Source organism: Snodgrassella sp. ESL0253 (genome assembly GCF_013344965.1).
GTDB lineage: Bacteria > Pseudomonadota > Gammaproteobacteria > Burkholderiales > Neisseriaceae > Snodgrassella > Snodgrassella alvi_B.
The window spans coordinates 17537-43991 of the sequence record NZ_JAAEDQ010000014.1; the positions used below are offsets into that span (position 1 = coordinate 17537).

Sequence of the window (26455 nt, forward strand, 5' to 3'; positions counted from 1 at the left end):
AGAAGCGGCCGAAAAACCCATTTTCCAACCGTCTGACGTGGGAAGTTTGCGAACCACGCAGTCACTTATTATAAAACATTTGCTCTCCCATACTGACAGTCTGACCACGAAAGCGTGTAAAAGAGGTAAAATAATCGGCTTTACTGCTTAAAATTCAAGTATTCAAACATGTTGGTATTGGGAATCGAATCATCCTGTGACGAAACCGGCGTAGCCCTCTACGACAGCACGCACGGACTACTGGCGCATCAACTGCATACACAAATTGCCATGCATGCCGAATATGGTGGCGTCGTACCCGAGCTGGCCAGCCGCGACCATATCCGTCGTCTCACCCCGCTTACTCATGCCTGCCTGCAACAGGCCGGCAAAACCTACCACGACATCGATGCCATTGCCTATACACAGGGGCCGGGTCTGGGCGGAGCCTTGCTGGCTGGCGCCAGCTTTGCTAACGCACTGGCGTTTGCTCTCAACAAACCCATCATTCCAGTACACCACCTTGAAGGTCACATGTTATCGCCGCTGCTTAGCGAAGAAAAACCGGCCTTTCCATTTGTCGCTCTGCTGGTTTCTGGCGGCCATACCCAATTCATGGCGGTAAAAGGCATCGGCGACTATACTCTGCTGGGCGAAAGCATTGATGATGCCGCCGGAGAAGCATTTGATAAAACCGCCAAACTGCTCGGCCTGCCCTATCCGGGTGGCGCAAAACTGTCTGAGCTGGCCAAACTGGGGCAACCGGGCAGCCTGCATTTTCCGCGCCCGATGCTGCATTCACACGATCTGAACATGAGCTTTTCCGGCCTGAAAACCGCCGTACTCACCGCCGTAAACAAAATCCGCACAGAAACTGGTTGCGGCACAGAGCTGCCCGAACAAATCCGCAATAACATCTGCCGCGAATTTCAGGATGCCGTAGTAGACGTACTCACCAGCAAAGCCAAACAGGCACTAAAACAAACTGGCTATCAGCAGCTAGTGGTTGCGGGCGGCGTGGGCGCCAACTGGCAGTTGCGTCAGAGCCTGAGCAGCCTGCCTAAAGTGCGTACATTCTTTCCGCCAATGGCCTACTGTACTGATAATGGCGCCATGATTGCCTTTGCCGGCGCCATGCATCTGGCCAGTGCCCAGCCGGCTGCCGGTTTCAACGTCAAACCACGCTGGCCATTAAGCCAGATTGTCCAGTAACGCCATACCCCGATAGCACTATTCCATCACACTGATTCATATGATCGAAATCAAAAACCTCAGCTTACAGCGTGGCAGCAAACAGCTTCTGAACAACGCCAGCCTGACTATCTATCCTGGCCAGCGCATCGGCCTGATTGGCAAAAACGGTACAGGTAAATCCAGTCTGTTTGCCTTACTGGAAGGTAAAATCAGCCACGACAGCGGAGACATTCGCTTGCCCAAACACTGGCGGCTGGCGACCGTCAAACAGGAAACACCGGCACTGGATACCCCTGCGCTGGATTACGTCTTGCAGGGCGATGGCGAATTACAGGAGCTACAACAGCTACTGCAACAGGCAGAAGCCTGCAACGATGGCCTCAAACAGGCAGAATACCATGCACGGCTGGACGAAATCGGCGCCTACAGCGCTCCGGCTCGTGCTGCCAAACTGCTCAACGGCCTTGGCTTTTCACAGCATGAACAGCAACAGCCGGTAAAATCATTCAGTGGTGGCTGGCGTATGCGCCTGAATCTGGCACAGGCATTGATGTGCCGTACCGATTTACTCCTGCTGGACGAACCCACTAACCATCTGGATCTGGAAACTGTGCTGTGGCTGGAACAACATCTGTCCAATCTGAACACCACCCAGATCATCATCTCGCACGACCGCGACTTTCTCAACGCCACCACCACCCAAACAGTTGAACTGGCACAGCAGCAACTTACACTCTATGGTGGCAACTATGATTTTTACCAGCAGGAACGTGCACAGCGGCTGGCACAGCAACAGGCAGCCTATCTCAAACAGCAGGCACATATCCAGCACCTGCAATCCTTTATCGACCGCTTCAAGGCCAAAGCCACCAAAGCGGTACAGGCACAAAGCCGCATCAAGGCACTGGCACGGCTCGAACGCATCACACCAGCACACTTGGACAGCGAATTCTCCTTTGAATTTGCTCAGCCCGACCACCTGCCCAATCCCCTGCTGAAACTGGAACACATCAATCTTGGCTATGGCGACAAAACCGTATTGCACAATATCGACCTGTCGGTAGAATCTGGTGCCCGCTATGGCCTGCTAGGCGTAAATGGCAGTGGTAAATCTACTCTTATCAAAGCCATATCCGGCAGCCTGCAACCGATAAGCGGCCAGATTGTACGCGCGGAAAAGCTCAAAATCGGCTACTTTGCCCAACACCAGCTCGAAACCCTGCGTTCTGACCAGAGCCCGATCTGGCACATTCAGCAACTGTCGCCCGAAGTGCGCGAACAGGAAATCCGCAACTTTCTTGGCAGCTTTGCCTTTATCGGCGACATGGCCTTACAGCCAATTGCTCCCTTTTCCGGTGGCGAAAAAGCACGTCTGGCACTGGCCATGATTGTGTGGCAGAAGCCCAATCTGTTACTACTGGACGAACCGACCAACCATCTTGATCTCGACATGCGCCATGCCCTGACACTGGCCCTGCAAAGCTTTCAGGGCGCACTGATAGTCGTATCCCACGACCGCAGCCTGCTCGAATCCACTACCGATGCCCTGATTTACCTCAATCAGGGAGAACTTAAACATTTTGATGGCGACCTGAGCAACTACCGCCAGTGGCGTTTAACTCAGCAACAGCACAATGGTGAACAGCCACAAAACTCCAACGATAGCCTTAATCGCAAAGAACAGAAACGCATCGAAGCTCAACAGCGACAAGAACGCGCCCGTCTGGCCAAACCTTTACTAAAAAACATCGAAAAAGCCGAGCGCGACATGGAAAACTGGCAACAGCAGCAACAACAATGTGAAGCATTTCTAGCCAGCGAACAGGCCTACCTTGACGAAAACCGGGAAAAATTACAACAAATCATTACCCAATTGGCCGAGCTCAAAGTAAAATTAACCCAAACTGAAGAAAAATGGCTTGAATGGCAACAACAAGTAGAAGACATCAACCTGAACACGTGAATTAATGATGTACAAGGTTCAATAATGACATACAACAAATTCCTTCCCATACTGATATTGACCGGCGGCCTATTCATGGGGGACAGTGTCTATGCTAAAGTTTATACCTGTCTTGAAAACGGCGAAATTGTCTATACCTCCAAACCAAAGGGCAACTGTGCAGTAGCTAATCTGCCGCCTATCGGCAGCTACAGCGATAGTCGCCGCAGCAGCCCCTCAGCGGCCATACGTAGCCGGCCGCGCCCGGCAACCCGGGTAGCCACGGCCTACAGCGGCCCGCAACCCACGGTTAACATCGTTCCCAAAGGCAGCGACAATACCCGTCGTGCCATTTTGCAACAGGAACTGACCAATGAACGCAACGCTCTGGCACAGGCACAACAGGCTCTCAACCGCAGTCGTACCGGCAAAGGCGGCAACATCACCGAGCTGCAAAGTGCTGTACTTGACCGGCAGCAAAACATTCAGGCCATCCAGCGAGAACTTGGCCGCATGTAAAACCCAAACAAAGGATAAATCATGAAAAAACGCTTAATTTTTGTTGCCCTGTCCACCCTGATCAGTACTTCTGCCATGGCACAGGTATACGAATGTATCGACAGCCGTGGCAATCACAGCTATGTCGAAATTCCCAAAGGCAAGAACTGTCATCCGGCCAGCAATTTGGGCGTAAATTTCTCAACAACTTCCGCCTACAAACCCGCCCCAAGCTACAGCACAACCATCGCTAAAGAAACAGACTCAACTGCCAGCAACCAGCCCAATCCGGCCGCTGTCGCCACGGCTCGCAAAAACCTCGCCGATGCGCAGAAAGCTCTGGAAGAAGGCAAAAAAGTACGTCTGGGCAGCGAACGCAATTACGCACGTTATCAGGAACGCATTAAAGGCCTCGAAGATGTTGTCAAAGCACGGCAACAGGAACTGGATAGTGCCATGGGTAACAGCAATACCAATAATAAAAAATAATTGTGCTACAACCCCATTTAGTCTGCTAAAAATATCCGTATAGTGGTAGTAGCAGTGCTTAATCTGCACACCTGCTACTACCGTTGACCACATTCAGAAACTTACCTGCACCGCTTCATCACCTAGTAATGTGTACAGGCTGTCGAATAAAGTTGCCTCAGGCTTAATTAGCCAGCTTTTATCCGCGCGCAATTCACCATAAGCCTGCTGATACTGGCAGCAGAATTTCAGTGGCACATGCGCCTGCTGCTCACAATAAGGCCGTAACAGCGCCGCTAGTTGACTAACGGGTGTATCCGCAGTGATATGCAATTGTAGACTGCGCGCATAACGGGCACTGGCTTCAGCAAGCGTAAACGCATCGTCAGCAGTAATACGCAGGCCATCGCCGCCATTGTATTCATCTACCGCAACCTTGCATTCCATAATCAATACCTGATCGGCCTTCAGACTGGCACCATATTCTTCCAATGCCTGCCCAGCCACCACTACTTCCTGCTTGGCACTTTCATCTTCCAGTTGCACGACGGCAAATTTACCGCGTTTACCCATGATATAACGTACCCCAGTGACAAAACCGGCTACTTTCTGCTTATTATTGGATGGCTTAAGTGCTGCCAGTTTACTGCTCACCAGTGCGCGTACCTTATCAGCGTAAGGTTCGAAAGGATGGCCGGAAAAATAGAAGCCCATTGCTTGCTTTTCTTCCGCCAGTTTTACCGCCAGTGACCATGGTGCCACTTCTTCCATTTGCAAGGGCTCTATGGCATCTTCCACCATATCAAATAAGCCACCCTGATTAGCATTGGCGGCCACCTGTTCTGCATTGTCCATGGCCAGTCCAATATTGGCCAGCAACTGGGCACGATTCGGATTCAGCTCATCAAATGCACCGGCGCGCACTAGAGCTTCTATAGTGCGGCGGTTCAGATGCTGGCGGTCAACGCGCTGGCAGAAATCAAACAGATCAGTAAACGCACCACCTGTTTCACGAGCACGCACAATTGCTTCTACCGCTCCCTCGCCAGTCCCTTTAATCGCACCCAGCGCATAACGAATCTGCTTGTTATTATTTGGTGTAAACCGATAAAACGATTCATTGATACTGGGTGGCAGGAAAGTAATACCATTTTCAATACCATCATCAACAAAGATTTTCAGCTGATCAGTATTGGTTAACTCACTGGACATCGTACCGGCCAGATATTCAGCCAGATAATGACATTTAAGCCAGGCAGTCTGATACGACACCAGCGCATAAGCCGCAGCATGCGACTTATTGAAACCATAACCAGCGAATTTTTCCATATAATTGAAAATCTCGTTGGCCGTTTGCTTATCTATACCTTTTTCTGCCGCCCCAGCTTCGAAAATGGCACGGTGCTTCACCATTTCCTCCACCTTTTTCTTACCCATAGCGCGCCGCAGTAAATCGGCGCCCCCCAGCGTATAGCCACCGCAAACCTGTGCCGCCTGCATCACCTGTTCCTGATACACCATCACCCCATAGGTGGAATCCAGTACTGGTTCCAGATTGGGATGCAGATATTCCACCTTTTCTTCACCGTGCATACGCCGGATAAAGTCGGGAATCAGATCCATCGGCCCGGGGCGGTACAAGGCCACAAACGCGATAATTTCCTCAAATTTGGTCGGGCGTGCTGTCACCAGCATCTTCTTCATCCCTACCGACTCAAACTGGAATACCGCAGTAGTATTGCCTTTGGCAAAAATATTGGCATAAGTAGCCGCATCATCCAGCGGAATATGATTTACATCAACCTTCTGTCCAGTAGTCTCGAAAATAAACTTTTGCGTCATCTCAATAATGGTCAAGTTGCGCAGCCCAAGAAAGTCGAATTTCACCAGACCAATCTGCTCAACATCGTCCTTGTCAAACATGGAAACCGGAGACGCATCCTCACCACTTGCCTGATAAATCGGGCAGAAATCAGCAATTTTTCCGGGTGCCATCAGCACCCCGCCGGCATGCATACCCAAACCGCGAGTTAGGTCTTCCAGCTTTAGCGCCAGTGTCATCAGCTCTTCTGCTTCTTCTTCACGCAATAACTGCTGAATCTGCGGTTCGGCTTCCTGTGCCTTGGTCAGACTCAACGGCTTATTTGCTTCTACCGGTATCAGCTTGGACAAACGGTCACACAAGCCGAAAGGTAAATCCAGCACACGCCCGACATCACGTACCACAGATTTAGACGACATCGTACCAAAAGTCACAATCTGGCTTACCGCAGGTACACCATATTTATGGCGGACATACTGAATCACACGGCCACGGTTTTCCTGACAAAAATCGATATCAAAGTCCGGCATCGAAACCCGCTCCGGATTCAGAAAACGTTCAAACAGCAGGTTATAACGCAGCGGATCCAAATCAGTAATTTTCAACGAATACGCCACCAGCGAACCGGCACCGGAACCACGCCCGGGGCCCACCGGACAACCGTTCTGCTTGGCCCAGTTAATAAAGTCCTGCACAATCAGAAAATAACCGGGAAACTGCATCTGGATAATAATGCCCAGCTCATAATCCAGTCGCTGCTGATATTCAGGCATTTTTTGTGCCCGCTCAGCCTCATCCGGATACAGAAAAGCCATGCGTTCCTGTAATCCTTCATTACTCAGATGTATCAGCAGGTCGTCCAGCGTCATACCCTCTGGTGTCGGAAACTGTGGCAAATAATGTTTACCCAGAGTCAGCGTCAGATTACAACACTGTGCAATCGCTACCGTATTGGCCAGTGCTTCAGGAATATCAGCAAAGCGCGCCACCATCTCCTCTGGTGTCACAAAATACTGACTAGGCACAAAATCATGCGGACGGCGCTTATCTGCCAGCACATAGCCACTGGCAATACATACCCTTGCCTCATGTGCCTGAAAATCTTCAGCATCCATAAACTGTACTGGATGTGTGGCTACCACCGGTAACTGTTGTTCAGCAGCAAGTGCCACACTACCCGCCACCACGGCTTCCCATTCCGGCCGTTCCGGCAAGCGCTGAATTTCCAGATAAAAGCGGTCGCCAAACCATTGCTGATATTTGGCACAGGCCTGTGCCGCCAGTTCTGGCTTATGCGCCAGCAAAGCCTGCCCAATTTCACCATACTGTGCGCCTGACAAACAAATCAGCCCGCTGTTATCTCCTTCTGCCAGCCATTGCTGCCGAATAAGAGGCTGATGCGGGTGGCGGTCTTCGCCTACATAAGCATCTGTTAGCAATTCATTCAGGCGCAGATAACCTGCATGATTTCTTACCACCAGCATCAGACGAAAAGGCTTGTCAGGCTGCTCCGGATTTTCCACACGCACATCTACCGCCATGATAGGCTTGATACCAGCATTACGGCAGGCCTTATAAAACTTCACCATGCCAAATACATTCATCAAATCACTAATACCGAGCGCCGGTATTCCTAAAGTACTGGCTCGCTTGACTGCTTCTTTAATTCGCACAATACCGTCTTCAATAGAAAACTCAGTATGCAGACGTAACGGAACATAGGGAAAATTGTTGGACATAGCACTTTTCATACCAGAACAATAATTGTCTGGTTTATCGGAAATAAAAAAGAGATAAAACTGATGGACTAAACTGGCAACTTCATCAGCAGCATAGTGAAAAATACAAATGACACTATTTCTGCACATTCAGCCAATGCACAAGCGCATCGCTACAGCGTTAATTTTACCTGATTTGCTCAATCGCACAGCAATAAATATGGGATACAAAACTGATTGATTTATTATTCAGCAACAGAAAAGCGGGCATAACTGTACAAGCATTCCTGGCTTACAGGCCAAACAGCATAGATTTACGCATTTGCACTTAATATAAGCTCAAACTGCATTTTCCAAAAACAGGAAAATTCCAGTTAATCTGGATTTTTGTGAAAAAAAGGCATCTTTTAGTGGCATTTGACAGCATAAAACTACCAAAATATATATCAATCAGATTTCACAACCAGAATACCATCACAATGAATATCGCCAAGCCGGATACACTGAACGCACCATCCAATGAAAAACAGGCTGCCTGAAATCAGGCAGCCTGTTGAAACAGGTTTCCCCCGCATGTGCCGCGTTGGACGCCATCCGCTTGAACCTTGAGGACAAGGCTGGCAGTATCGAATGGTTTCGGGTTCATTCACATGGAATGCTCACGCCCACCATTACCCAACCGCCAAAAAAAGCGAATTATTGGTTCAAAGGAATATATGTCCTTACGAACACAGCAGGGGAAGAAAGAACTATTTTACCACAAGTGTGAGTGTACTTTCACACAACTGGATCATATCCTGCATCTTACGATCGAAATCTCCGACTGCCAAATCGCCATGCATCGTAAGTTTAAGTAAATCGTGCGCCAGATTCAGCGCAGCCATAATCACAATTTTATCCGTTTCAACAATCCGTCCGGAACTCTGAATGGCAGCAATTTTTTCATTCAGCATCTTTACAGCCTGCATCAACGTTTCATGCTCACTTCTGGGCGTACCTATATTGAAAGGACGGCCGAGAATCTCCACACGAACCTGCTGAATTTCATCCATTAAGAATCCTCCTGCACCTGTGGTAAGCGTTGTAGCAATCGCTGTAATTCATCACTGGATGCCTGTAATATCGTGGTATAGCGTTTTTTTTCAGCAATCAGTTCATCAATTGTAGTTTGCATGCTTTCCTGTAAATGAAATTTATCCTGTTCATGCTGTTTACGCATCCGCTCACGTTCTGCCTGAAAATTTTCACCCTGTTGTTGCAACTGTTTTTTTACAGTTGATAACTGCTGGGTCAGCTGATGCTTTTCAGCTAAAAGAGAATTAAAATGTATAACCAGCCGTTTAACACTGCCTTCCAATTGTTCTAGTTGATTTTCCATTCCCTACCCGCTTCCATCCGTAAAATACGCAGCATGGTTGCCTGATTTAGCCATCCGCCAGTCAAATTGTTATTTGTTATAACACTTAAATTATTATTCCGCTCTGGGCGCCCGTTCCATCAATATTTCTGCCAGCGCCTGCACTTCTGTCCGACCCTCAAACAGCTGCTGCAAAATAGTGGCAATCGGCATGTCCACTCCCAGTGAAGCAGCCTGTCGGCACACTTCTTCGACAGTATATACACCTTCGGCAACATGTCCAAGTTCAGTTAACGCTTCAGGCAACGATTTTCCTTCAGCCAGTAGCAAACCTACCCTACGATTGCGCGATAGCGAGCCCGTACAGGTAAGAATCAAATCCCCCATACCAGACAAACCCATCAAAGTAGCTGCCTGTCCACCCAGAGCCTGATTCAGGCGTGAAATTTCTGCCATGCCGCGTGTCATTAATGCCACTCGTGCATTGATACCATAGTGCAGCCCATCGGCAATACCTGTAGCAATAGCCATAACATTCTTCACGGCACCGCCAACTGCCGCACCAATCACATCAGCATTGGCATACAGACGCAAAACTGTATTATTCAGTGTCGCTGCCAGAGCCTGAATCCAGACAAAATTTTCCGAAGCCAGCGTAACTGCACAAGGTAACTGCTGTGCCAGCTCCTGCGCAAAACTCGGACCAGACAATACCCCGATACATTTATTAGCCGACATCACTTCTGCCAATACCTGTTGCGGCAACAAGCCGGTTTGCTGCTCAAACCCTTTACAGGCAGCAATTACCGGCACCTCACCCAAGCCAGCAGCCACCAGTTTTTGCGCACTTTCGCGCAACGCAGCCACCGGTGTAGCAATAATAATCAGATCTGCCGGTGCAAACTTATCAACAACAGAAAGATTCTCCGGTAAAACAAAATCAGGCAGATACCGCCTGTTTACCCTTTCCTGCTGTAATTGTTGCCCATGCCGGGCATTATGTGTCCATAGCCATACCTTATGCGAATGCAAGGCAAAATGAATGGCAAGCGCCGTTCCCCACGCACCAGCACCCAGTACACCAATATTCATGACAAATATTCCCTTTAACAAACTACCGGCAGACAACTGGCCTATACTTTGACCACTAGTTAATTTTAAATTACACGTAAAAATGCCATACCATCTTAAAAATATCAGGTAGCAGCACGAAATAATTTACCAAAGCTACTGGCAGCACATTGTATCCAAAAATTCAGTCTTAAGCTGAACATATTACGTAACAGCAATCACCACAACAACAAGCTATGCAACTTAAAGCATAACCAACCAACACAAAAACACAGGCTGCCTGCTCGTCAGACAACCTGTGTTCATAGTGAATTCTAAGAATGATTAATCCTCAAAGCGCTTAAACGCCAGCGAACCATTCGTACCACCAAAGCCAAATGAATTTGAAATAGCCGCACGAATCTGCAAATCACGCGCTTCATTGGCACAATAATCCAAATCACATCCAGCCTCAATATCCTGTTCAAAGATATTAATGGTTGGCGGAGATTTTTGCGTATGGATAGCCATTACCGTATATACCGCTTCCACACCGCCTGCGCCGCCTAACAAGTGGCCAGTCATGGATTTAGTTGAATTCACAACCAGCTTGTTGGCCTGTTCGCCTAAGGCCAGTTTCAATGCATTGGTTTCATTCACATCACCCAGTGGTGTTGATGTACCATGTGCATTCACGTAATCGATATCTTCCGGATTCAGGCCGCCATCTTTCAGCGCACGTGTTACGCCCAATGCCGGACCTTCCGTATTTGGTGCAGTAATATGATAGGCATCCGAGCTCATACCAAAGCCCACCAGCTCGGCATAGATTTTGGCACCGCGCTTACGTGCATGTTCATACTCTTCCAGCACCATCACACCAGCACCCTCGCCCATAACAAAGCCGTCACGCTCCTTATCCCAGGGTCTGGACGCTGTAGCTGGATCATCATTGCGGGTTGACAGCGCTTTCATGGCAGCAAAACCACCCACACCCAACTCACAGATAGCGCCCTCAGCACCACCAGCAATCATAATATCTGCATCGCCATACTTAATCAGACGGGCAGAATCACCGATACTGTGTGCACCGGTAGTACAGGCAGAAACCATGCCATAGCTTGGTCCCTGATAACCTTTCAGAATCGTCACATGGCCGGCAATCAGATTAATCAAAGAACTAGGGATAAAAAATGGATTAATTTTGCGCGCACCATGCTCTAGAACAGACCGCGTAGTAGCCTCAATCGCAGGCAGGCCGCCAATACCGGATCCAATATTTACCCCTACCCGGGTTTTATCCAGACCCGGTATGTCATCCAGTCCAGCATCGGCAATGGCTTGCAAGGCAGCAGCCACACCAAAATGGATAAAAGAATCCATCCGTCGTGCTTCTTTCGCACTGATGTACTGAGTAACATCAAAATTCTTAACTTCACCGGCAATCTGGCAAACTAAAGACGAAGCATCAAAATGGGTAATAGTGCCAATGCCGCTTTTGCCTGCAAGTAGATTTTGCCATGCTGTGGTTACATCATTACCCACAGGAGATACCTGACCCAGGCCGGTAATGACTACTCTTTTTTTACTCATAATTTGCTCGTAAGAAAAAACCTCTACCGAATCAGGCGAAAAAAATACACCTTAATTTCGACAGAGGAATTTGAATTTGACCAACACTACACGGAATTAATTCAAGTGAGCGCCAACAAAGTCAATAGCTTGTTGTACGGTAGTAATTTTTTCCGCTTCTTCGTCTGGAATTTCGCAACCAAAAGCTTCTTCCAGTGCCATTACCAATTCAACAGTGTCCAGTGAGTCAGCACCCAGATCTTCCTGGAAAGAAGATTCATTTTTTACTTCAGCTTCACTCACACCTAATTGTTCTGCAACAATCTTTTTTACACGTTGTTCGATATTGTTATCCATTGACAGATCTTTCTTTGCTTTGCCCAGCACTAGTGCGGACAGGGTTAATTGAATTAATCAACTTTTTAGTTGTTGATATTATTGTACCTAATAAAAATAGAGTTTTCCATTCAAATTGCCTTTTGCCGTATTTTCCATGGATTTCAGCGATTTTCAACGCACTTTTACTTATCACCGGATACAAATTAAACAGCAAGCGGCAGCCATATTAGCACAGCCTGATTTTTAGCTACAAGCTATATGATTTATATTGAATCATTATTAACAATAGCTTTATATAAAAAATTCATAATCAAAGCAAGCTCTGCTGCCGTATTTTCCTGTGTACTACCACCAGTATGCCCACCTGTATCCGGCGCCGCCAGCCATACTCGCTGTTTTAGCTCACACAAACGCGCATAAAATTTCAGTGCATGTGCCGGATGCACACGATCATCATGCAGATTGGTGGTAATCAGTGCCGGCGGATAGTGTTGCGAATCACCCAAGTTATGATAGGGAGAAATTCGCCTTAATGCTTGATTTTGAATAAAATCATCAGGATTTCCATATTCATCCATCCATGAAGACCCTGCCGACAGAGAAGAATAGCGCAACATATCCGTTAACGGCACCTCACACACCATCGCACCCATACTCTGCGGCTGCCGGCAGAAAGCTGCTGCCACCACCAGACCACCATTACTGCCGCCCTGAATCGCCGTATGCACCGCACTGGCGCGTTGATGACTATACAAATCATGCAGCACTGCCAGCAAATCATCAACACTGACATGCTTGTGAATCCCGCGTGCAGCCTGATGCCATGCCGGCCCAAACTCACCACCGCCGCGAATATTTGCCAGCACAAAAGCATAACCTTTCGCCAGCCAGTGCCGGCCAATACTACCCAGATAATAAGGCAGTTGTGGCATACCAAAGCCGCCATACACATAAACAATAGTTGGCGTATCCTTATCCATATTTTTACCAACATGAAAATAAGGAATAAATGTACCATCCTGCGCAACCGCACTAAACTGCTGCACCTGCATATCCATAGGGTCAAACTGTCGCGGCTGCCGGCGCATAACACACAACTCGCCCAAATGCACATCCAGCGTATATAGCGTCAGTGGTTCCAGAAAGCTGCTGATGGCCAGATACACCACATCACCACCCCATGGCTGGTCAGTAATTTCCAGCGCCCCGGCAGGCAGATCTGGCACAGTAACCTCCTGCCAGCGATTTTCTGCAAAACGCCAAGCCAGCAAACGGCTATGCACATTATCCAGTATCGACACCAGCACAAAACGTCGTGTAGTTTCAATACTTTCAATGGCCTGAGTAGCTGCTGGCTGAAAAATCACCTCAGCCGCGCCCAGCTCACCTTTATGCAACTTCACTGCCACCAGACTGCCTGCCGGATAAAACCGGTTTGCACGCTGCCAGTTGCTGCGTAACTGCACCAACAATTGCCCATACAGATAGCCCATCAGCTCACAATCATCCGGCAACACCAGCGGCTTAACGCTCAAATCTGCCATTACCTGATAATACTGCTTGTGATAAAACCCGCTCGCGGACTCAACCAAATCAATCGGCGCCCCCTGACTATCCAGATAACGCCATGCATTAACCATCATGCCGTCGGCAGGCATTTCCAATACCGGTACCGCCTCCGCAAAAGACTGTCCACGCTGCATCAGCCATACCTGCCGCGGATAGCCGGCCTGAGTTAACTGTCGTTCATCCCATGCAGGAGATACCCACACACTTTCTGTATCACGCCAACTGATAATGCTTTTACTTAACGGAAAATGAAAACCACCCTCAACCACCCTGCCTTCAGCCAGATTGAACTCAATTGTATATGCCGCATCCGCACCACCAGCACTCAAACTGATTAACACATGTTCCGGAGCCTGCACATAATGCGCTACCCCTTGCAAATACACATCATCATTAAGCAGAGCGTCAAAATCAGCAACTGAAAACAGAATCTCCCACTCCGGCAAACCGGCACGGTAACTGGCCGCAGAACATACCCGGTATACACCTTTCGGAAATTCAGCAGACTGATAAAAATGATACATGCGCGCACGATGTTCCTGACAAAAAGGAATCTGCTGCTCATCCCGCAATACTGTCACGATATCATCACGCACCGCCGCATACTCAGTACCCGTAGCAAACTCGGCCTGAGCAGCAGAATTTGCCTGCTGAATAAAAGCCTGAGTCTCCTCACTATCCAGGTCTTCTAAATATGCAAAAGGATCAGTATTCATCATCTAAACTCATTTCCAGAAATTTACACCATCAACAATCAGCCAGCCTGACAAGCCACTGTACCAGCATAAGGTACCACCAACACTTTGCCTACACCAGCCCGCTGAATACCCGAGCCAGCACCGTGTTATCAATACAAACAAAAAGGGCAGCCCCTATAGGCTGCCCTATTATCCAAATTAAACCAACAATATAAATTACAATCTGCTACACAATTCTACTAGCACGCATACATCATATGTAAAAATATAAACTGTTGATTTTAAATATGGTGCCGACAACGAGAATCGAACTCGTACGACCTGTGGTCACCACCCCCTCAAGATGGCGTGTCTACCAATTTCACCATGTCGGCAATTAACTGTAAAAACTTTCTATTCCGGTATCAATGGTTTCTGTGCTGGTTTCGCCGGTACGGCTGGTGCACTGGCCGCCGCCGGATTCGCCGGTACAACCACCTGCTGTTGCTTCACATTGCTGAAATCCAGCCCGCTATGCCGGTGCGTGGATATATAGCCTAGCGCCAGACAGCTAATAAAAAATATAGTGGCAGCAATTGCGGTACTGCGGCTGAGGAAATTTGCATTGCCCGCTGCACCAAAAACACCCTGAGCACTACCGGAACCAAATGCTGCGCCCGCATCCGCACCTTTGCCCTGCTGCATCAGCACCAGCACAATGACACTCAGCGCCGCGAAAATATTCACGATTAAAATAAGGGTTTTAAATGCTTCCATGATATCAACTTTTATCAAGCAGGCGCATATGCAGCCTGAATAATAGCGGTAAAACTGTCAGCCTGCAAAGAGGCACCGCCAACCAGAGCACCGTCAACATGTGACACAGCCAGAATTTCAGCTGCATTGCTCGCGTTGACACTACCGCCATAAAGGACGCGGATTTTAACATCTTCCCCACATAAAGACAAGATTTCCTGATAAATTAACTTATGCATAGCCTCAATCTGTGCCACAGCAGGAACTTTACCCGTACCAATCGCCCATACCGGTTCATACGCCACCACAACTTCTTTCAAGCCCAGCTGCGCCAGCAGTGCCAGTTGCACACTAACCACCTGTTGCTCCTGTCCGGCTTCGCGTTCAGCCAGTGTTTCACCCACACACAGAATCGGCAGCACGCCCGCAGCAACACTATTCTGTACCTTGGCCAGCAACTCTTCATTGTCTTCCTGAAAATACTGCCGCCGCTCCGAATGACCAATCAGCACAAACTGTGCCCCCACATCCGCCAGCATTCGTGCATTTACCTCTCCGGTAAAAGCACCATTGGCAGCAAAACGGCTCACATCTTCCGCCCCAACCGCCAATGCTGTATCAGCAGCAAACTCACTGGCCGCAGCAAGATAAACATTCGGCACCGCCACACCACAATATACATGCGCCACTGCTGCATCCACAGGTTTCAGCAACGCTTGCAGCAGCGCTTGGTTAGTCGCATTAGTGCCATTCATCTTCCAATTGCCAATTACCCATTTATGCTGCCACATATATTTTTCCCTTACTGACAAATAACATGCCAAACCTGAACAAATGGCCATGACCGGTGTTTACCATCCATGCCACAAATTAACATCAGCTTCAAAATGGCGGCATTGTAGCGGAAAACTACCGTCTGCGTCCCATGATTGCTCAGGATTAATTTACAACCGTCAACTTTCGATTTATTTCTGATCCGCGATAATACGATTCAAACGACAGCAAATATTTTCTCATTCTAAAACCTACAGAAACTTTATAGCAAACTTGAATTCCTTGATCTTAATGGTATCACCGACTTACCATTTTTTAGGTTTAAACAATATTGAAATCCGATTTTCTATAACCAAAGTAAACGAAGCCTCAAAAAGCTCGGTCTATTATCCATTTAGAAAATTACCCACCTTCTTAATGCCACTTGAAATACCATAAAAAATAGCAGAACAAGTACCAACATAATTAATTGTTTAATAAAATCAAATGGCGGAGCCTATAAAAAACTAATCAAAAAAAATATAAAACTAAAAATCGACATCCATCCTAATTTAGCGACTAAATTAAAAAAAGACACTACTAACCACAGCAATCACTAATTATTTTAAAAACAAATATTTAGAATTTAATAAATAAATTTCCTGATTTTTAATAATATTACCTGCTAATTAAGCATAAATTTTTACATCCATTCTAACTATATTTTCCTACATACTAACAGTAGAGGGATTTACACAATGATTCAATGCCATAAAACAGTGAAAAACATAACCTTGAATTTATTAATAACAAAACTGTTTAAACAATTAATGTTTATAATAAAAATGATATTAGCCAATAGAAATAAATCAACAGTACCATAGTATTATTTGTACATATTTTCTTTCAATAAAATGAGAAAAATTTATACAATAGTGGTGTTGTGTATATTATTTATTATAAGCGGATGTAATAGCAGCACGCCCTCGCAAAAAATAGATATTTACGTCTATGATATGTTATATGCGTGCGAATATTCGTCGTATAAAATATTTAGAGTAGATGATATATCCACAATAGAAAAAAGTTAAAAGATAGATTAGCCCTTTTGCATATCAAGAATAAAGATCATACCATTTCTCAAGAAATAACCAATGTCATAAACAAGAATAAAAGCGATAGCTTAATTGGCAGAGATATTGATATATCCTTTAACAAAGATAAAGACAGAAAGTGGTTTCTCAATCAGCAAGATACAAATTCAATATGTTATATCTATTATTTTGACGGGAATTTTAAAGATAAAGAAACTTTCATGGTTGATGGCTTTAAACTGATACTTAAATCTCCTGATTACATTACTACAGATGACAACATTCATCATAAATCGAACAAAAAACATGTATAAATCCTTATTTATTCATGTTTTAATACATTAATCAGTATATTAATCCGCATTCTCAGCGTATCAATTCACAATTACCCTATTGTCGCAACCTAAATAGCTTTATAATTCACCAAAGCTGTATTCGTGTGCAATAGTCCCAAAATACAGCACTTTGCTTTTATAAACCTCTTTACCACTCACCCGTTCAGCGGGTGTGCGCATTTCGGAGCAGATATGGATTTCAATACCGCCCGCTATAACATGGTTGAGCAGCAAATCCGTCCTTGGGACGTATTAGATTTCGACTTACTGGATGTTTTGTCCGATATTCCACGTGAACGCTTTGTCCTGCCACAGCAACAGGAAGTAGCCTACACCGATCAGGCGCTTGGACTAGCCAACGGTGGCAAAATGCTCGAACCCAAAGTAGTAGCACGCATGATTCAGGCATTGAAGTTGAATCTAACCGATACCGTAGTAGAAATTGGTACCGGCTCCGGCTATGCCACAGCCATTCTGGCAAAAATGGCTGGTAAAGTCATTACCGTTGATATCGACGCCGAACAGCAGCAGCGTGCCCAACTTGTCCTCAGCGACCTCGACTACACCAACATCAGCTACAAAACCTGCGACGGGCTCGCAGATAAACTGCCCGGTGCACCTTTCAGTGCCATTTATGTCGGCGGTTCCTTACCAACATTACCCACCACCCTGCTTAACCAACTGGCAGAAGATGGTCGCATGGTAGCCATTATTGGCGAAGCACCAGTAATGCGTGCCATTCTGTTTGAACGGCAAAACAATCAGCTTAAAGAAACCATCCTGTTTGAAACAGTAGCTCCTGCCCTGCACAGTCTGGAAATATCAGCACCAAACCGGTTTAAATTCTAATTAAATTAAGTTCATATCAGCAGCACAACTTGTTATTGCCACAGCTTGTGCTGCTACTTACAACAATGTAACTTTTTTATTTGCAGCAATAGCCACTGCTAGCTGTAAGCATTTGCGTGATAACCGTTACCAGCCAGATTTCGTGTTACATCAACATATATCTGTGCTCCGATATCAAACAAACTTTTCATATCTCAGCGCAAAATACACCTAAAATAATTCGATTCCCATCATCCATATTTTGTTTCCTGATAGAAACGAATATGTTTTCTTTTTCCCACTGCAACCTGAATAATAACATCCGCAGCAACCACACCCAAACCAATGACAAAGCAGCAACAAAACAGTTAAATAATATTAAAATCAATAATATATTTAGAAAATTTATTGCTTAAGCCATCACTCTGGTATTAACTAAGGCATAAACCAATTATCAGGAGCAGAACCATGCCTTATCAAAATCGCACCGACCTGCCAGCAGCAGTACAGCATGCATTGCCCGAACATGCACAGGATATCTTCAAAGAAGCATTTAATCATGCCATTAAAGAATATCAAAACCCGCAAAAACGCCGTGATAACAGCGACGCAGAAACCATCGCATTTAAAGTGGCCTGGGCAGCAGTAGAAAAGCTGTACCACAAAGGTAAAGATGGCAAATGGCAGCCTAAATAACCAGCTACGCATAACTTACTCACACCATCTAAACACAAGTTCAACCTCTACGGACTCAATAGTACCGTAGTTAATGGGCTGTACACGGCAAACTTAACAGCCATTGTAATATGCAGCATAACCCGGGTATCATTTGCACCCTAAAGCGAAACAGTTGCAACCTGAGCATCAAATCTGGTTTCACAATTCAAATCATAAATTAATTTCACACATCATCAACTTATCATCATGACTATCCAGACACTAAGCGCCGCACAATTACAGCAATGGCAACAGCAGAATCAGGATTTTATCTTACTCGACGTGCGCGAAGATAACGAAGTTCAGTATGCAGCCATACCCGGCCACCATCATATCCCCATGAACATGATTCCCTTGCGCCAGAATGAATTACCGGATGACAAACCTATCGTTCTGTACTGCCATCATGGTATGCGCAGTATGCAGGTAGCACTGTATCTACAGGAAACCGGCTTTGACAACCTCTACAATCTCCATGGAGGCATTGACGCTTGGTCCCGAGAAGTTGATGCCAGCGTACCCACATATTAATTACCAATCCTCATACCCCCAAACCAGCAGACTCTTATTGTATTGCAAGCTTTGCTAATGAATAGCATCAACAGGCAATAAATATACACAAAGAAAGCCAGTAAAACACAGCATTTCAGCAGCATCTACAATAACGATACTGCTGATAATACTGTGCTAAATTAATTATAAAAACAATAAGTTCAGACAATAACAGCATTAGAACAAATATGCTTTTTCAGCTATTTAAATTCTGAGCATTAAAATTCAGGCTATTTCCTTTTAACTCTTATCTTACCTTCCGATAACAGCACGCCACTAAGCGTAAGCAATGTCCCCACAGCAGCAATCCAGGTAAAAGATTCTTTTAAAATAAGCATCGCAGTCACAATAGTGATAATCGGCACCAGATAAATATAAATACTGATTTTAACCGCACCCACCAATTTAAACGCATAATTCCAAGAAGCAAAACAGATTGCCGAAGCCCCCAAACCTAAAAATAAAATATTAAACACATTGGTTAGCTTGGCAAATCTTGACAACCCCCATTCAAAATCAAATATATACAAAGCCGGCAACATTAAAATCAAACCATAAAAAAAGAAGCGTCTGGTAAGCAAAATAATATTGTAATCATAGTTACTACTCTTTTTAGTCAAAATCGAATAGCCAGCCCAAAACAGGCAGGCAACAACCGCCAGCAAATCGCCTAGCAGATTAAGAGAGAGCACAAACCTGCCATTAAAACTAATCAATGCAACCCCAAAAATAGCCAGCAGGCAACCAATATAAAAGCGCACAGGAGGTATTTCCGCTTTTAAAAAGAATATGGCCAAAATGGCCGTAAACACCGGCGCCAGACTGGCAATCACCCCCACATTAGAGGCAGTCGTATAAGTTAATGCAATATTTTCACATAAAAAATAACTAGTTACCCCACAAAACCCAGCAGCCAGAAACATAAGTTCCTGCCTGATCCCCTGCCAGGCAAACAAACGAGGTGATAAAATCCAGAGTGTGAAATAACCCAGCACAAACCGGAAAAAGAGAATTTCTATTGGCTTGAAATCCGTTAACAGCACTTTAGTAGAAATATAAGTCGTTCCCCAGATAAATATAGTGATTAGCGCAATTAAATGCCCTTGTGCTCTTTTTGAAATCGCCACAAAAAACTCTCTTAATCCACATAAATAAAATACTATTAAAAATTTTTGCCAGTAATCAATAACTGCATTCTAAAGTAAATATCAAGAACATTATCGAAGAATTTAATCATTGAGAAATAAAATACAAACTAAATCGTTATGATTAAAATTTAATACAGTATTCAGATAAATGTATCTGGTGATTTATTAAACAAATCACCTACTAAAGAAGACTATAAATTAATTGCGCCAAAAAGCTAGCGGTCACAATTAACAAAAATATCAGTCACAACCATGCCTATTCATAATATACGTGCAGAAATTGCCTATCTTCTTAAACGATTGGCCAAATTTGCTTACCAAACCAATTCAGACACGGATACCAATATCTATCAGATTACCGTCGAATCCGATGACACTCTGGAAAAAATTGCGAAGAAAAAACACCACAATTGACGTGTTAAGAACACTCAATCCAGATATTGATGAGCGTAAACTTAAACTGGTGCCGGTGTTGAAATATCAAAAAGCATCACTACAACATGTCATCTCTGGCTGGTAAAGCATATCTACAGCAGTGATAGCCAGTCGATATAATGGAAATCGTGATAAGAAATACGCAGAAAAACTTGATTATGTATTAAAACATTTAAGAAGAAACGGCTAAGAAATGAATTGCATAAAATTTATCGGATCATGTCTGGTAGCCTTATTGCCAGTCACAAGCTTTGCTGCCTCCACTACAACTATTCATGACGAACGGGCTTTGCGCGAGGAATGCAGCGCCTTTTCGCAGGCAGGAATGCGGGAATGTCTGAAGAAGGAAGCCGTAAAGAGTCAGAAAGCTTTACAAATGGCTGAGAAAAAAGCGCTTAACACACTTTCCAAATGGGATGAAAAACCCAAGTACATTAGCTTAGCCAAAGCAAATTTAATAGCTGCAAATCAGGATTTCGCCAGATATCGTGATACCCAGTGCAAATTTGCCTCTTCTCTGGGCGCAGGAGCAGCAGGCAATTCACTTGAAATACAACGTTTAGCTTGTGTAGCCGAGCTGAATAACAGACGAGCCAATCAACTACACGATGCAATTTCTGATTTGCATTTGAAGTAGCGATTAGAGCAATTACATGATATTTTTTGCAAAAAATAAGGGTTTCAGCCAAGCTGAAACCCTTAAATATATATCTGGTGCACCCAACAGGGATCGAACCTGTGACCTCCGGCTTCGGAAACCGACACTCTTCCAACTGAGCTATAGGTGCAATACGAATAGAGAATGGCAGATTTTAGCCCAAATTGGCCAACTTGGCAAAAGCTATCCGCACTCATAGCGCACCAAAACTGAGCCCGGCAATCACCATAAAAAACAAACTACTGAAATTAAATACTTTTATTCATACTGGTAATAATCATACAAAAATAGGGATTTATAGCGGCAAAATTGGCATACGTAAAATTTTTGTGCTATGTTTAGCAGATTTAGTTAATTAAATATTATTTAATAACAAATAAATATATTCACAGACAGCTGTCAGGTCTATTAAGCAGGTCACCAATATTATGTATTCTGACAAATGCTCATTTATTCACCCCCTGCCCGCCAATACTGCTTTGGATGTGATTGGCGATGTACATGGCGAATGGGAAGCTTTACAGCAATTGTTACATTTTCTCGGCTACGATGAATCTGGCCGGCATAAACACGGTCGTAAACTGGTATTTGTCGGTGATTTATGTGACCGTGGTCCGGATAGTCCGGCCGTGCTAGACTGGGTAATTAAGGCAGTAGCCGCAGAAAACGCTTTTACCATTATCGGCAATCACGAACTGAATTTACTCATTGACGACCCTAAAGATGGTTCCGGCTGGTATTTTGATAACAGGCCACAGGATGAAGCACGCTTCGCACCGTGGCAGCATTACAGCAGCGCAAAGCGCAAGCAATTGCAGGATACCTTGTCACAATGGCCATTAATTCTGCAACGGCATGATTTGCGTATTGTCCATGCCGCATGGTTGCCAGACAGTATCAATAAACTTTTCCAGTGTAGCGAAACCTCACTGGTTAAACAGTATCACTACTGGGAAGACCGCTTTTTCGATGATTTCCGCCATACCGAATGGTACGAACACTATATGCAGGAAAAACAGCAACTGAATGCAGAACTGGAAAATGAACATTACCCCATGACATTTCAGCCGGGTGTAGCACATTACGATTTACTGCGCAGTTGTCACAACCCGCTACGCGCACTCACCAGTGGCATTCAGGCCATCACACAGCAACCATTCTATATCAATGGCCGCTGGCGCTTTACGGTGAGAAAACCATGGTGGCAACACTATAGCGATCCAGTGGCAGTCATTATCGGACACTATTGGCGCAGCTGGTACGGTACAGGTGTAGCCGAACACCGCAAAGAACTGTTTCAGGAACCACCAACAAACTGGCTGGGCGAGCGGCAACAAGTATTCTGCGTCGACTTTTCCATTGGCGCACGCTGGCGTGAACGCAAAAAAGCAATTTTACCAGCAGACAGCCAGATGCATCTGGCCGCACTGCGCTGGCCGGAAAATCTGATTATGCTAAATAACGGTAAATATTACTCGGGTAAGCGTTCTTACTGAATAATCATGCCAGTAAACAATACAATTTGCTATAATGAACACTTTTACAACAAAACAGCATATGCAAAAAGGGTAAAAGTCCCAGCAAATGCTGTTTATACTTTAATCTGCAATCCACTTTAGTGTGTCACAGGATAGCATGCAGGGCGCTTTTGAGCCTTATTCAAGCTGCTCGGGCAATGAATACTTAGCAGATACAGCTAAATATTCAGGCATACTAAAGCTTATATTTACTCAATATCAGAATGACAGACGCCAACTCCTCTTCCAACCAAGTTAAACGCCATCTGAAAACCCGCCATCTATCAATGATTGCCATTGGTGGCAGTATTGGTACAGGATTGTTTATGGCGAGTGGCAGTGCCATTCACGATGCCGGGCCGGGCGGTGCCTTACTGGCCTATATGGCTATTGGGATTATGGTGTATTTCCTCATGACCTCACTCGGTGAAATGGCCACCTACCTACCAACTTCCGGTTCATTCTCCACCTATGCGGCTCGCTTTGTCGACCCGTCACTGGGATTTGCACTGGGCTGGAATTACTGGTTTAACTGGGTGATTACTGTTGCCGCCGATATTTCCATAGCCTCACTAGTGATTACCTATTGGGAACCATTGCGTTTTATGCCGGCATGGTGCTGGAGCCTGCTGTTTTTTACACTGGTTTTTCTGCTCAATATCTTATCCGTGCGTGCCTATGGTGAATCCGAATACTGGTTTGCCTTGATTAAAGTAGTCACAGTTATCGTTTTTCTGGGCGTAGGCGTACTGACCATTTTCGGTATTCTGGGCGGCCAGTATGTGGGTTTGAGCAATTTCACCATTGGCGATGCACCAATACTCGGACATGGCTGGTCGGGCGGATTTTTTACTGTGCTTGGCGTGTTCCTGATTGCCGGCTTCTCCTTTCAGGGTACGGAGCTTATTGGCATTACTGCTGGCGAATCAGAAAATCCGCAGGAAAGCATTCCCAAAGCAATCAAGCAAGTATTCTGGCGTATTCTGATTTTCTATATTCTGGCCATGCTGGTGATTGGTCTACTGATTCCTTATAACAGCGATGCCCTGCTCGGTGCAGACGTGGATCAGATCGCCAAATCCCCCTTTACCCTAGTATTTGAACGCGCCGGTCTGGCCTTTGCCGCTGCCGTGATGAACACAGTTATTCTTACATCTATTCTGTCTGCCGGTAACTCAGGCCTGTATGCTTCCACACGCATGCTATATGCCATGGGTAAAGGTGGCATGGCACACCGCACTTTCTCCGAAGTAAACCGCCGTGGCGTACCCGTGCCGGCGTTGCTGGCAACCGCGATCGTAGTACTGGCTATTTTCCTACTGGAAAGTGTCGATGAAGGAGCTTACGAATACATTGTGGCTGCTTCCGGCCTTACCGGCTTTATTGCCTGGCTGGGTATTGCCATCAGCCACTACCGCTTCCGCCGTGCCTTTGTGCGGCAGGGTAACGACATCAACTCACTTGTTTATCGCGCTAAATGGTTTCCGTTTGGGCCGATTCTGGCGCTATTACTCTGTATTCTGGTGATTATCGGACAAGACAGCCAATTATTGCTACATGGTGATTTCAAATGGCAGCGCTTTGCCATTACCTACATGGGGCTGCCAGTATTTGCCGCATTCTACCTGTATCACAAACTGCGCTACCGTACCCGTAAAGTGCCGCTGGAACAGGTAAATCTCAGCAAATATATTGATTAAAGCCAATACTTGTATTAATCACAGTTACTACAGGCAGCCACATCTGGCTGCCTGCTGCATTTTCCGCTAACATAAAGCCCGTTTACAGCTTTACTTATTGCAGTCAGATCCTATGCTCACCTATACCCCCAACAAACCCAGCCCGCAAGGCATGAACAAAAAACGTTCATGGCTACTGTTGTTACTGGTATTTGTATGGTTGTGGCCAGGCGTACTGCATCATGATTTATGGACACCGGGTGAACCTTATCTGTTTACCACAGTCAATCAGTGGCAGACAGCACACTGGGCAATTCCCACCATTTTTGGCGAAATAAATTGGGAAGCATCACCTCTCTATATATGGCTGGCCGCCTTGTGCCAGCACCTGTTCAGCCCGAAACAGATGGATGCTTATGAAGCCACCCGCCTCACCAATGTCATCCTGATAGTATGTACGTTTGCCTGCATCGGCGGCTCCGCCCGCCAGCTTCTCGGGCGCGGCTATGGTCGTATTGCAGTACTGATTTTACTGGGCTGTACCGGTATCCTGATACCGGCACACTTTATCAACGACAGTATTATTCTTTGCCTTGGCGCAGCCATGTGCTGGTATGGCTTCTCTCTGGCTAACCAGCGCATCATGATGGCCAGTATGATGCTGGGCGGTGGTTGGACAGTGCTGTCGCTAACCGGCAGCCTACTCTGGCCATTATTGCTGATATTGGTAGCATTCAGCCTGCTTCTGTATCCACAGTGGCGGCACCGGCGTTATCTTCTGGTACTGCTGATTTCCCTATTATGTGCATTACCATTAATGCTGATCTGGCCACTGGCCTTATATCAAACTGCCGCCAATATATTTAATCTGTGGTGGCAATATCATGCATTAGCACCTTTCGGCGGGTTTCGCCATTTTGAGATACATTTCTCCCTCGGCTATTATCTGAAAAACCTGCTCTGGTTTGCCTTTCCGGCGTGGCCGCTGGCCATCTGGACTGCGTCACGCGGCAAGCTGAAAAACCAGTGCTGGGGCATTCTGGCTATCGTATGGCTAGGCCTGAGCCTGCCAGCATTTGCCCTCCTGCCGCAGCAATATCAGGATTTACTTGTATTTATCCTGCCACCACTGGCCGTATTGGGCGCAGCACAACTTGATGCCCTGCGGCGCGGCGCCATCGCATTCCTTAACTGGTTCGGCATCATGGCCTTTGGCTTTCTGGCTGTATTTCTGTGGCTGGGCTTTATCGCCATGAATTATGGCTGGCCAGCCAAACTGGCAGAACGGGCAGTATATTTCAGCCCGTACTATCGCTACGACGTGAACTACTTTCCAGTAATCGTAGCCTGCATACTTACACCACTGTGGCTGTGGGCAATTACCCGCCAGCATATTCGTGGCCGGCAAGCTGTCACCAACTGGGCAGCTGGTGTTTTACTAGTGTGGTCACTGCTGCTTACCCTGTTCTTACCATGGCTGGATGCAGCCAAATCAGCCCGCCCGGTAGTACAGCAAATGCAAAACAGCCTGAGTGAAGATCAACTACAGGCCTTTAGCGACAGACGTGCCTGCATCAGCATCAATCACGACAATTTCAGTACCCGCATCGCCTGGCAGCAATACGGCTGGATTCCACTACAAGCAGATAATCCAGATTGTGACTATCGCCTGATTACCCGCGACCTCAAAGCCACACCACCGGCTCAATGGCACGAAATCTGGGCAGGTGCGCGCCCGCGCGAAAAAAACAAAATCATCGCCTTGTGGGTAAAAACCACTGCAACAAAGGAATAGCAA

At 46.1% G+C, this 26455-nt stretch carries 22 protein-coding genes, 2 tRNA genes and 1 other RNA gene; 12 read left to right on the forward strand and 13 right to left on the reverse strand.

Annotation, left to right across the window (positions count from 1 at the left end; all coding sequences use genetic code 11):
* Positions 1-168: 168 nt before the first annotated feature.
* Genes tsaD through GYX26_RS10095 form a run of 4 tightly spaced genes read left to right on the forward strand, consistent with a single transcriptional unit; the run spans position 169 to position 4102 of the window.
* Positions 169-1191: a tRNA (adenosine(37)-N6)-threonylcarbamoyltransferase complex transferase subunit TsaD gene (gene tsaD / locus GYX26_RS10080; protein ID WP_174829144.1), complete on the forward strand. Its 1023-nt coding sequence runs from the start codon at positions 169-171 to the stop codon at positions 1189-1191.
* A 40-nt stretch (positions 1192-1231) separates the two neighbouring features.
* Positions 1232-3136: an ATP-binding cassette domain-containing protein gene (locus GYX26_RS10085; RefSeq protein WP_174829145.1), complete on the forward strand. Its 1905-nt coding sequence runs from the start codon at positions 1232-1234 to the stop codon at positions 3134-3136.
* Positions 3137-3160: 24 nt separating this feature from the next.
* Positions 3161-3634 (forward strand): hypothetical protein, encoded by a 474-nt coding sequence (locus tag GYX26_RS10090; protein WP_238791275.1) that lies wholly within the window; start codon positions 3161-3163, stop codon positions 3632-3634.
* A gap of 21 nt (positions 3635-3655) precedes the next feature.
* Positions 3656-4102, forward strand: a complete 447-nt coding sequence (locus GYX26_RS10095) for a lipoic acid synthetase (RefSeq protein ID WP_174829146.1) — start codon at positions 3656-3658, stop codon at positions 4100-4102.
* Between the two features lie 93 nt (positions 4103-4195).
* Here GYX26_RS10095 and dnaE read toward each other — a convergent pair whose 3' ends face one another.
* The 11 genes from dnaE to tpiA form a co-directional block, all read right to left on the reverse strand.
* A complete protein-coding gene (dnaE, locus tag GYX26_RS10100) occupies positions 4196-7642 on the reverse strand; it encodes a DNA polymerase III subunit alpha (RefSeq protein WP_174829147.1) in 3447 nt (1148 codons plus the stop codon).
* A 541-nt stretch (positions 7643-8183) separates the two neighbouring features.
* Positions 8184-8364, reverse strand: a non-coding RNA gene (ssrS, locus tag GYX26_RS10105) — 6S RNA.
* 6 nt (positions 8365-8370) lie between these two features.
* Positions 8371-8673 (reverse strand): cell division protein ZapA, encoded by a 303-nt coding sequence (locus GYX26_RS10110; protein ID WP_174829148.1) that lies wholly within the window; start codon positions 8671-8673, stop codon positions 8371-8373.
* Entirely contained in the window at positions 8673-8999 is a 327-nt protein-coding gene (locus GYX26_RS10115; RefSeq protein ID WP_100090706.1) for a hypothetical protein, read from the reverse strand. The genes GYX26_RS10110 and GYX26_RS10115 overlap by 1 nt, the downstream gene beginning before the upstream one ends.
* A gap of 93 nt (positions 9000-9092) precedes the next feature.
* Complete coding sequence (locus GYX26_RS10120; protein ID WP_100090705.1) at positions 9093-10070, reverse strand: NAD(P)H-dependent glycerol-3-phosphate dehydrogenase; 978 nt, start codon at positions 10068-10070, stop codon at positions 9093-9095.
* Positions 10071-10373: 303 nt separating this feature from the next.
* The gene (gene fabF, locus GYX26_RS10125; RefSeq protein WP_174829149.1) at positions 10374-11621 is read right to left on the reverse strand and encodes a beta-ketoacyl-ACP synthase II; all 1248 of its coding nucleotides are present in this window, start codon (positions 11619-11621) and stop codon (positions 10374-10376) included.
* Between the two features lie 96 nt (positions 11622-11717).
* Positions 11718-11957, reverse strand: a complete 240-nt coding sequence (gene acpP, locus GYX26_RS10130; RefSeq protein WP_025331393.1) for an acyl carrier protein — start codon at positions 11955-11957, stop codon at positions 11718-11720.
* Between the two features lie 245 nt (positions 11958-12202).
* Positions 12203-14227 (reverse strand): prolyl oligopeptidase family protein, encoded by a 2025-nt coding sequence (locus tag GYX26_RS10135; protein ID WP_370520883.1) that lies wholly within the window; start codon positions 14225-14227, stop codon positions 12203-12205.
* A gap of 267 nt (positions 14228-14494) precedes the next feature.
* A tRNA-Leu gene (locus GYX26_RS10140) sits at positions 14495-14580 on the reverse strand.
* Between the two features lie 19 nt (positions 14581-14599).
* Positions 14600-14962 (reverse strand): preprotein translocase subunit SecG, encoded by a 363-nt coding sequence (gene secG, locus GYX26_RS10145; RefSeq protein WP_100090703.1) that lies wholly within the window; start codon positions 14960-14962, stop codon positions 14600-14602.
* Positions 14963-14976: 14 nt separating this feature from the next.
* Entirely contained in the window at positions 14977-15732 is a 756-nt protein-coding gene (tpiA, locus tag GYX26_RS10150; protein WP_174829150.1) for a triose-phosphate isomerase, read from the reverse strand.
* Between the two features lie 1583 nt (positions 15733-17315).
* Between tpiA and GYX26_RS10155 the strand changes: the two genes are divergently transcribed.
* The 3 genes from GYX26_RS10155 to GYX26_RS10165 all read left to right on the forward strand — a co-directional run bounded on the left by GYX26_RS10155 (position 17316) and on the right by GYX26_RS10165 (position 19199).
* On the forward strand, positions 17316-17972 hold the full coding sequence (locus GYX26_RS10155) for a protein-L-isoaspartate O-methyltransferase (RefSeq protein ID WP_174829151.1): 657 nt from the start codon (positions 17316-17318) through the stop codon (positions 17970-17972).
* 447 nt (positions 17973-18419) lie between these two features.
* The gene (locus GYX26_RS10160; protein WP_100113898.1) at positions 18420-18647 is read left to right on the forward strand and encodes a ChaB family protein; all 228 of its coding nucleotides are present in this window, start codon (positions 18420-18422) and stop codon (positions 18645-18647) included.
* A 228-nt stretch (positions 18648-18875) separates the two neighbouring features.
* On the forward strand, positions 18876-19199 hold the full coding sequence (locus tag GYX26_RS10165; protein WP_100090699.1) for a rhodanese-like domain-containing protein: 324 nt from the start codon (positions 18876-18878) through the stop codon (positions 19197-19199).
* 251 nt (positions 19200-19450) lie between these two features.
* Here the strand turns inward: GYX26_RS10165 and GYX26_RS10170 are convergent, their stop codons facing one another.
* A complete protein-coding gene (locus GYX26_RS10170) occupies positions 19451-20347 on the reverse strand; it encodes a DMT family transporter (RefSeq protein ID WP_174829152.1) in 897 nt (298 codons plus the stop codon).
* Between the two features lie 273 nt (positions 20348-20620).
* Between GYX26_RS10170 and GYX26_RS10175 the strand changes: the two genes are divergently transcribed.
* Positions 20621-20782, forward strand: a complete 162-nt coding sequence (locus tag GYX26_RS10175; protein ID WP_174829153.1) for a hypothetical protein — start codon at positions 20621-20623, stop codon at positions 20780-20782.
* Between the two features lie 214 nt (positions 20783-20996).
* Positions 20997-21440, forward strand: a complete 444-nt coding sequence (locus GYX26_RS10180; protein WP_174829154.1) for a lysozyme inhibitor LprI family protein — start codon at positions 20997-20999, stop codon at positions 21438-21440.
* A 75-nt stretch (positions 21441-21515) separates the two neighbouring features.
* Here GYX26_RS10180 and GYX26_RS10185 read toward each other — a convergent pair.
* A tRNA-Arg gene (locus GYX26_RS10185) sits at positions 21516-21591 on the reverse strand.
* A 298-nt stretch (positions 21592-21889) separates the two neighbouring features.
* Here GYX26_RS10185 and GYX26_RS10190 point away from each other — a divergent pair.
* The 3 genes from GYX26_RS10190 (at position 21890) to GYX26_RS10200 (ending at position 26452) form a co-directional block, all read left to right on the forward strand.
* A complete protein-coding gene (locus GYX26_RS10190; protein ID WP_174829155.1) occupies positions 21890-22957 on the forward strand; it encodes a metallophosphoesterase in 1068 nt (355 codons plus the stop codon).
* 308 nt (positions 22958-23265) lie between these two features.
* Entirely contained in the window at positions 23266-24678 is a 1413-nt protein-coding gene (locus tag GYX26_RS10195; protein WP_238791277.1) for an amino acid permease, read from the forward strand.
* 112 nt (positions 24679-24790) lie between these two features.
* Positions 24791-26452 carry a glycosyltransferase family 39 protein gene (locus GYX26_RS10200; RefSeq protein ID WP_174829156.1) on the forward strand — a complete coding sequence of 554 codons (1662 nt, stop codon included), beginning with the start codon at positions 24791-24793 and terminating at the stop codon, positions 26450-26452.
* Positions 26453-26455: the final 3 nt, after the last annotated feature.

Excerpts from the sequence above, each read along its gene's own strand:
- tsaD (WP_174829144.1), top strand. The coding sequence starts at position 169 with ATGTTGGTATTGGGAATCGAATCATCCTGTGACGAAACCGGCGTAGCC.
- GYX26_RS10085 (WP_174829145.1), top strand. The coding sequence starts at position 1,232 with ATGATCGAAATCAAAAACCTCAGCTTACAGCGTGGCAGCAAACAGCTT.
- GYX26_RS10090 (WP_238791275.1), top strand. The coding sequence starts at position 3,161 with ATGACATACAACAAATTCCTTCCCATACTGATATTGACCGGCGGCCTA.
- GYX26_RS10095 (WP_174829146.1), top strand. The coding sequence starts at position 3,656 with ATGAAAAAACGCTTAATTTTTGTTGCCCTGTCCACCCTGATCAGTACT.
- dnaE (WP_174829147.1), bottom strand. The coding sequence starts at position 7,642 with ATGTCCAACAATTTTCCCTATGTTCCGTTACGTCTGCATACTGAGTTT.
- GYX26_RS10110 (WP_174829148.1), bottom strand. The coding sequence starts at position 8,673 with ATGGATGAAATTCAGCAGGTTCGTGTGGAGATTCTCGGCCGTCCTTTC.
- GYX26_RS10115 (WP_100090706.1), bottom strand. The coding sequence starts at position 8,999 with ATGGAAAATCAACTAGAACAATTGGAAGGCAGTGTTAAACGGCTGGTT.
- GYX26_RS10120 (WP_100090705.1), bottom strand. The coding sequence starts at position 10,070 with ATGAATATTGGTGTACTGGGTGCTGGTGCGTGGGGAACGGCGCTTGCC.
- fabF (WP_174829149.1), bottom strand. The coding sequence starts at position 11,621 with ATGAGTAAAAAAAGAGTAGTCATTACCGGCCTGGGTCAGGTATCTCCT.
- acpP (WP_025331393.1), bottom strand. The coding sequence starts at position 11,957 with ATGGATAACAATATCGAACAACGTGTAAAAAAGATTGTTGCAGAACAA.
- GYX26_RS10135 (WP_370520883.1), bottom strand. The coding sequence starts at position 14,227 with ATGATGAATACTGATCCTTTTGCATATTTAGAAGACCTGGATAGTGAG.
- secG (WP_100090703.1), bottom strand. The coding sequence starts at position 14,962 with ATGGAAGCATTTAAAACCCTTATTTTAATCGTGAATATTTTCGCGGCG.
- tpiA (WP_174829150.1), bottom strand. The coding sequence starts at position 15,732 with ATGTGGCAGCATAAATGGGTAATTGGCAATTGGAAGATGAATGGCACT.
- GYX26_RS10155 (WP_174829151.1), top strand. The coding sequence starts at position 17,316 with ATGGATTTCAATACCGCCCGCTATAACATGGTTGAGCAGCAAATCCGT.
- GYX26_RS10160 (WP_100113898.1), top strand. The coding sequence starts at position 18,420 with ATGCCTTATCAAAATCGCACCGACCTGCCAGCAGCAGTACAGCATGCA.
- GYX26_RS10165 (WP_100090699.1), top strand. The coding sequence starts at position 18,876 with ATGACTATCCAGACACTAAGCGCCGCACAATTACAGCAATGGCAACAG.
- GYX26_RS10175 (WP_174829153.1), top strand. The coding sequence starts at position 20,621 with ATGCCTATTCATAATATACGTGCAGAAATTGCCTATCTTCTTAAACGA.
- GYX26_RS10180 (WP_174829154.1), top strand. The coding sequence starts at position 20,997 with ATGAATTGCATAAAATTTATCGGATCATGTCTGGTAGCCTTATTGCCA.
- GYX26_RS10190 (WP_174829155.1), top strand. The coding sequence starts at position 21,890 with ATGTATTCTGACAAATGCTCATTTATTCACCCCCTGCCCGCCAATACT.
- GYX26_RS10195 (WP_238791277.1), top strand. The coding sequence starts at position 23,266 with ATGATTGCCATTGGTGGCAGTATTGGTACAGGATTGTTTATGGCGAGT.
- GYX26_RS10200 (WP_174829156.1), top strand. The coding sequence starts at position 24,791 with ATGCTCACCTATACCCCCAACAAACCCAGCCCGCAAGGCATGAACAAA.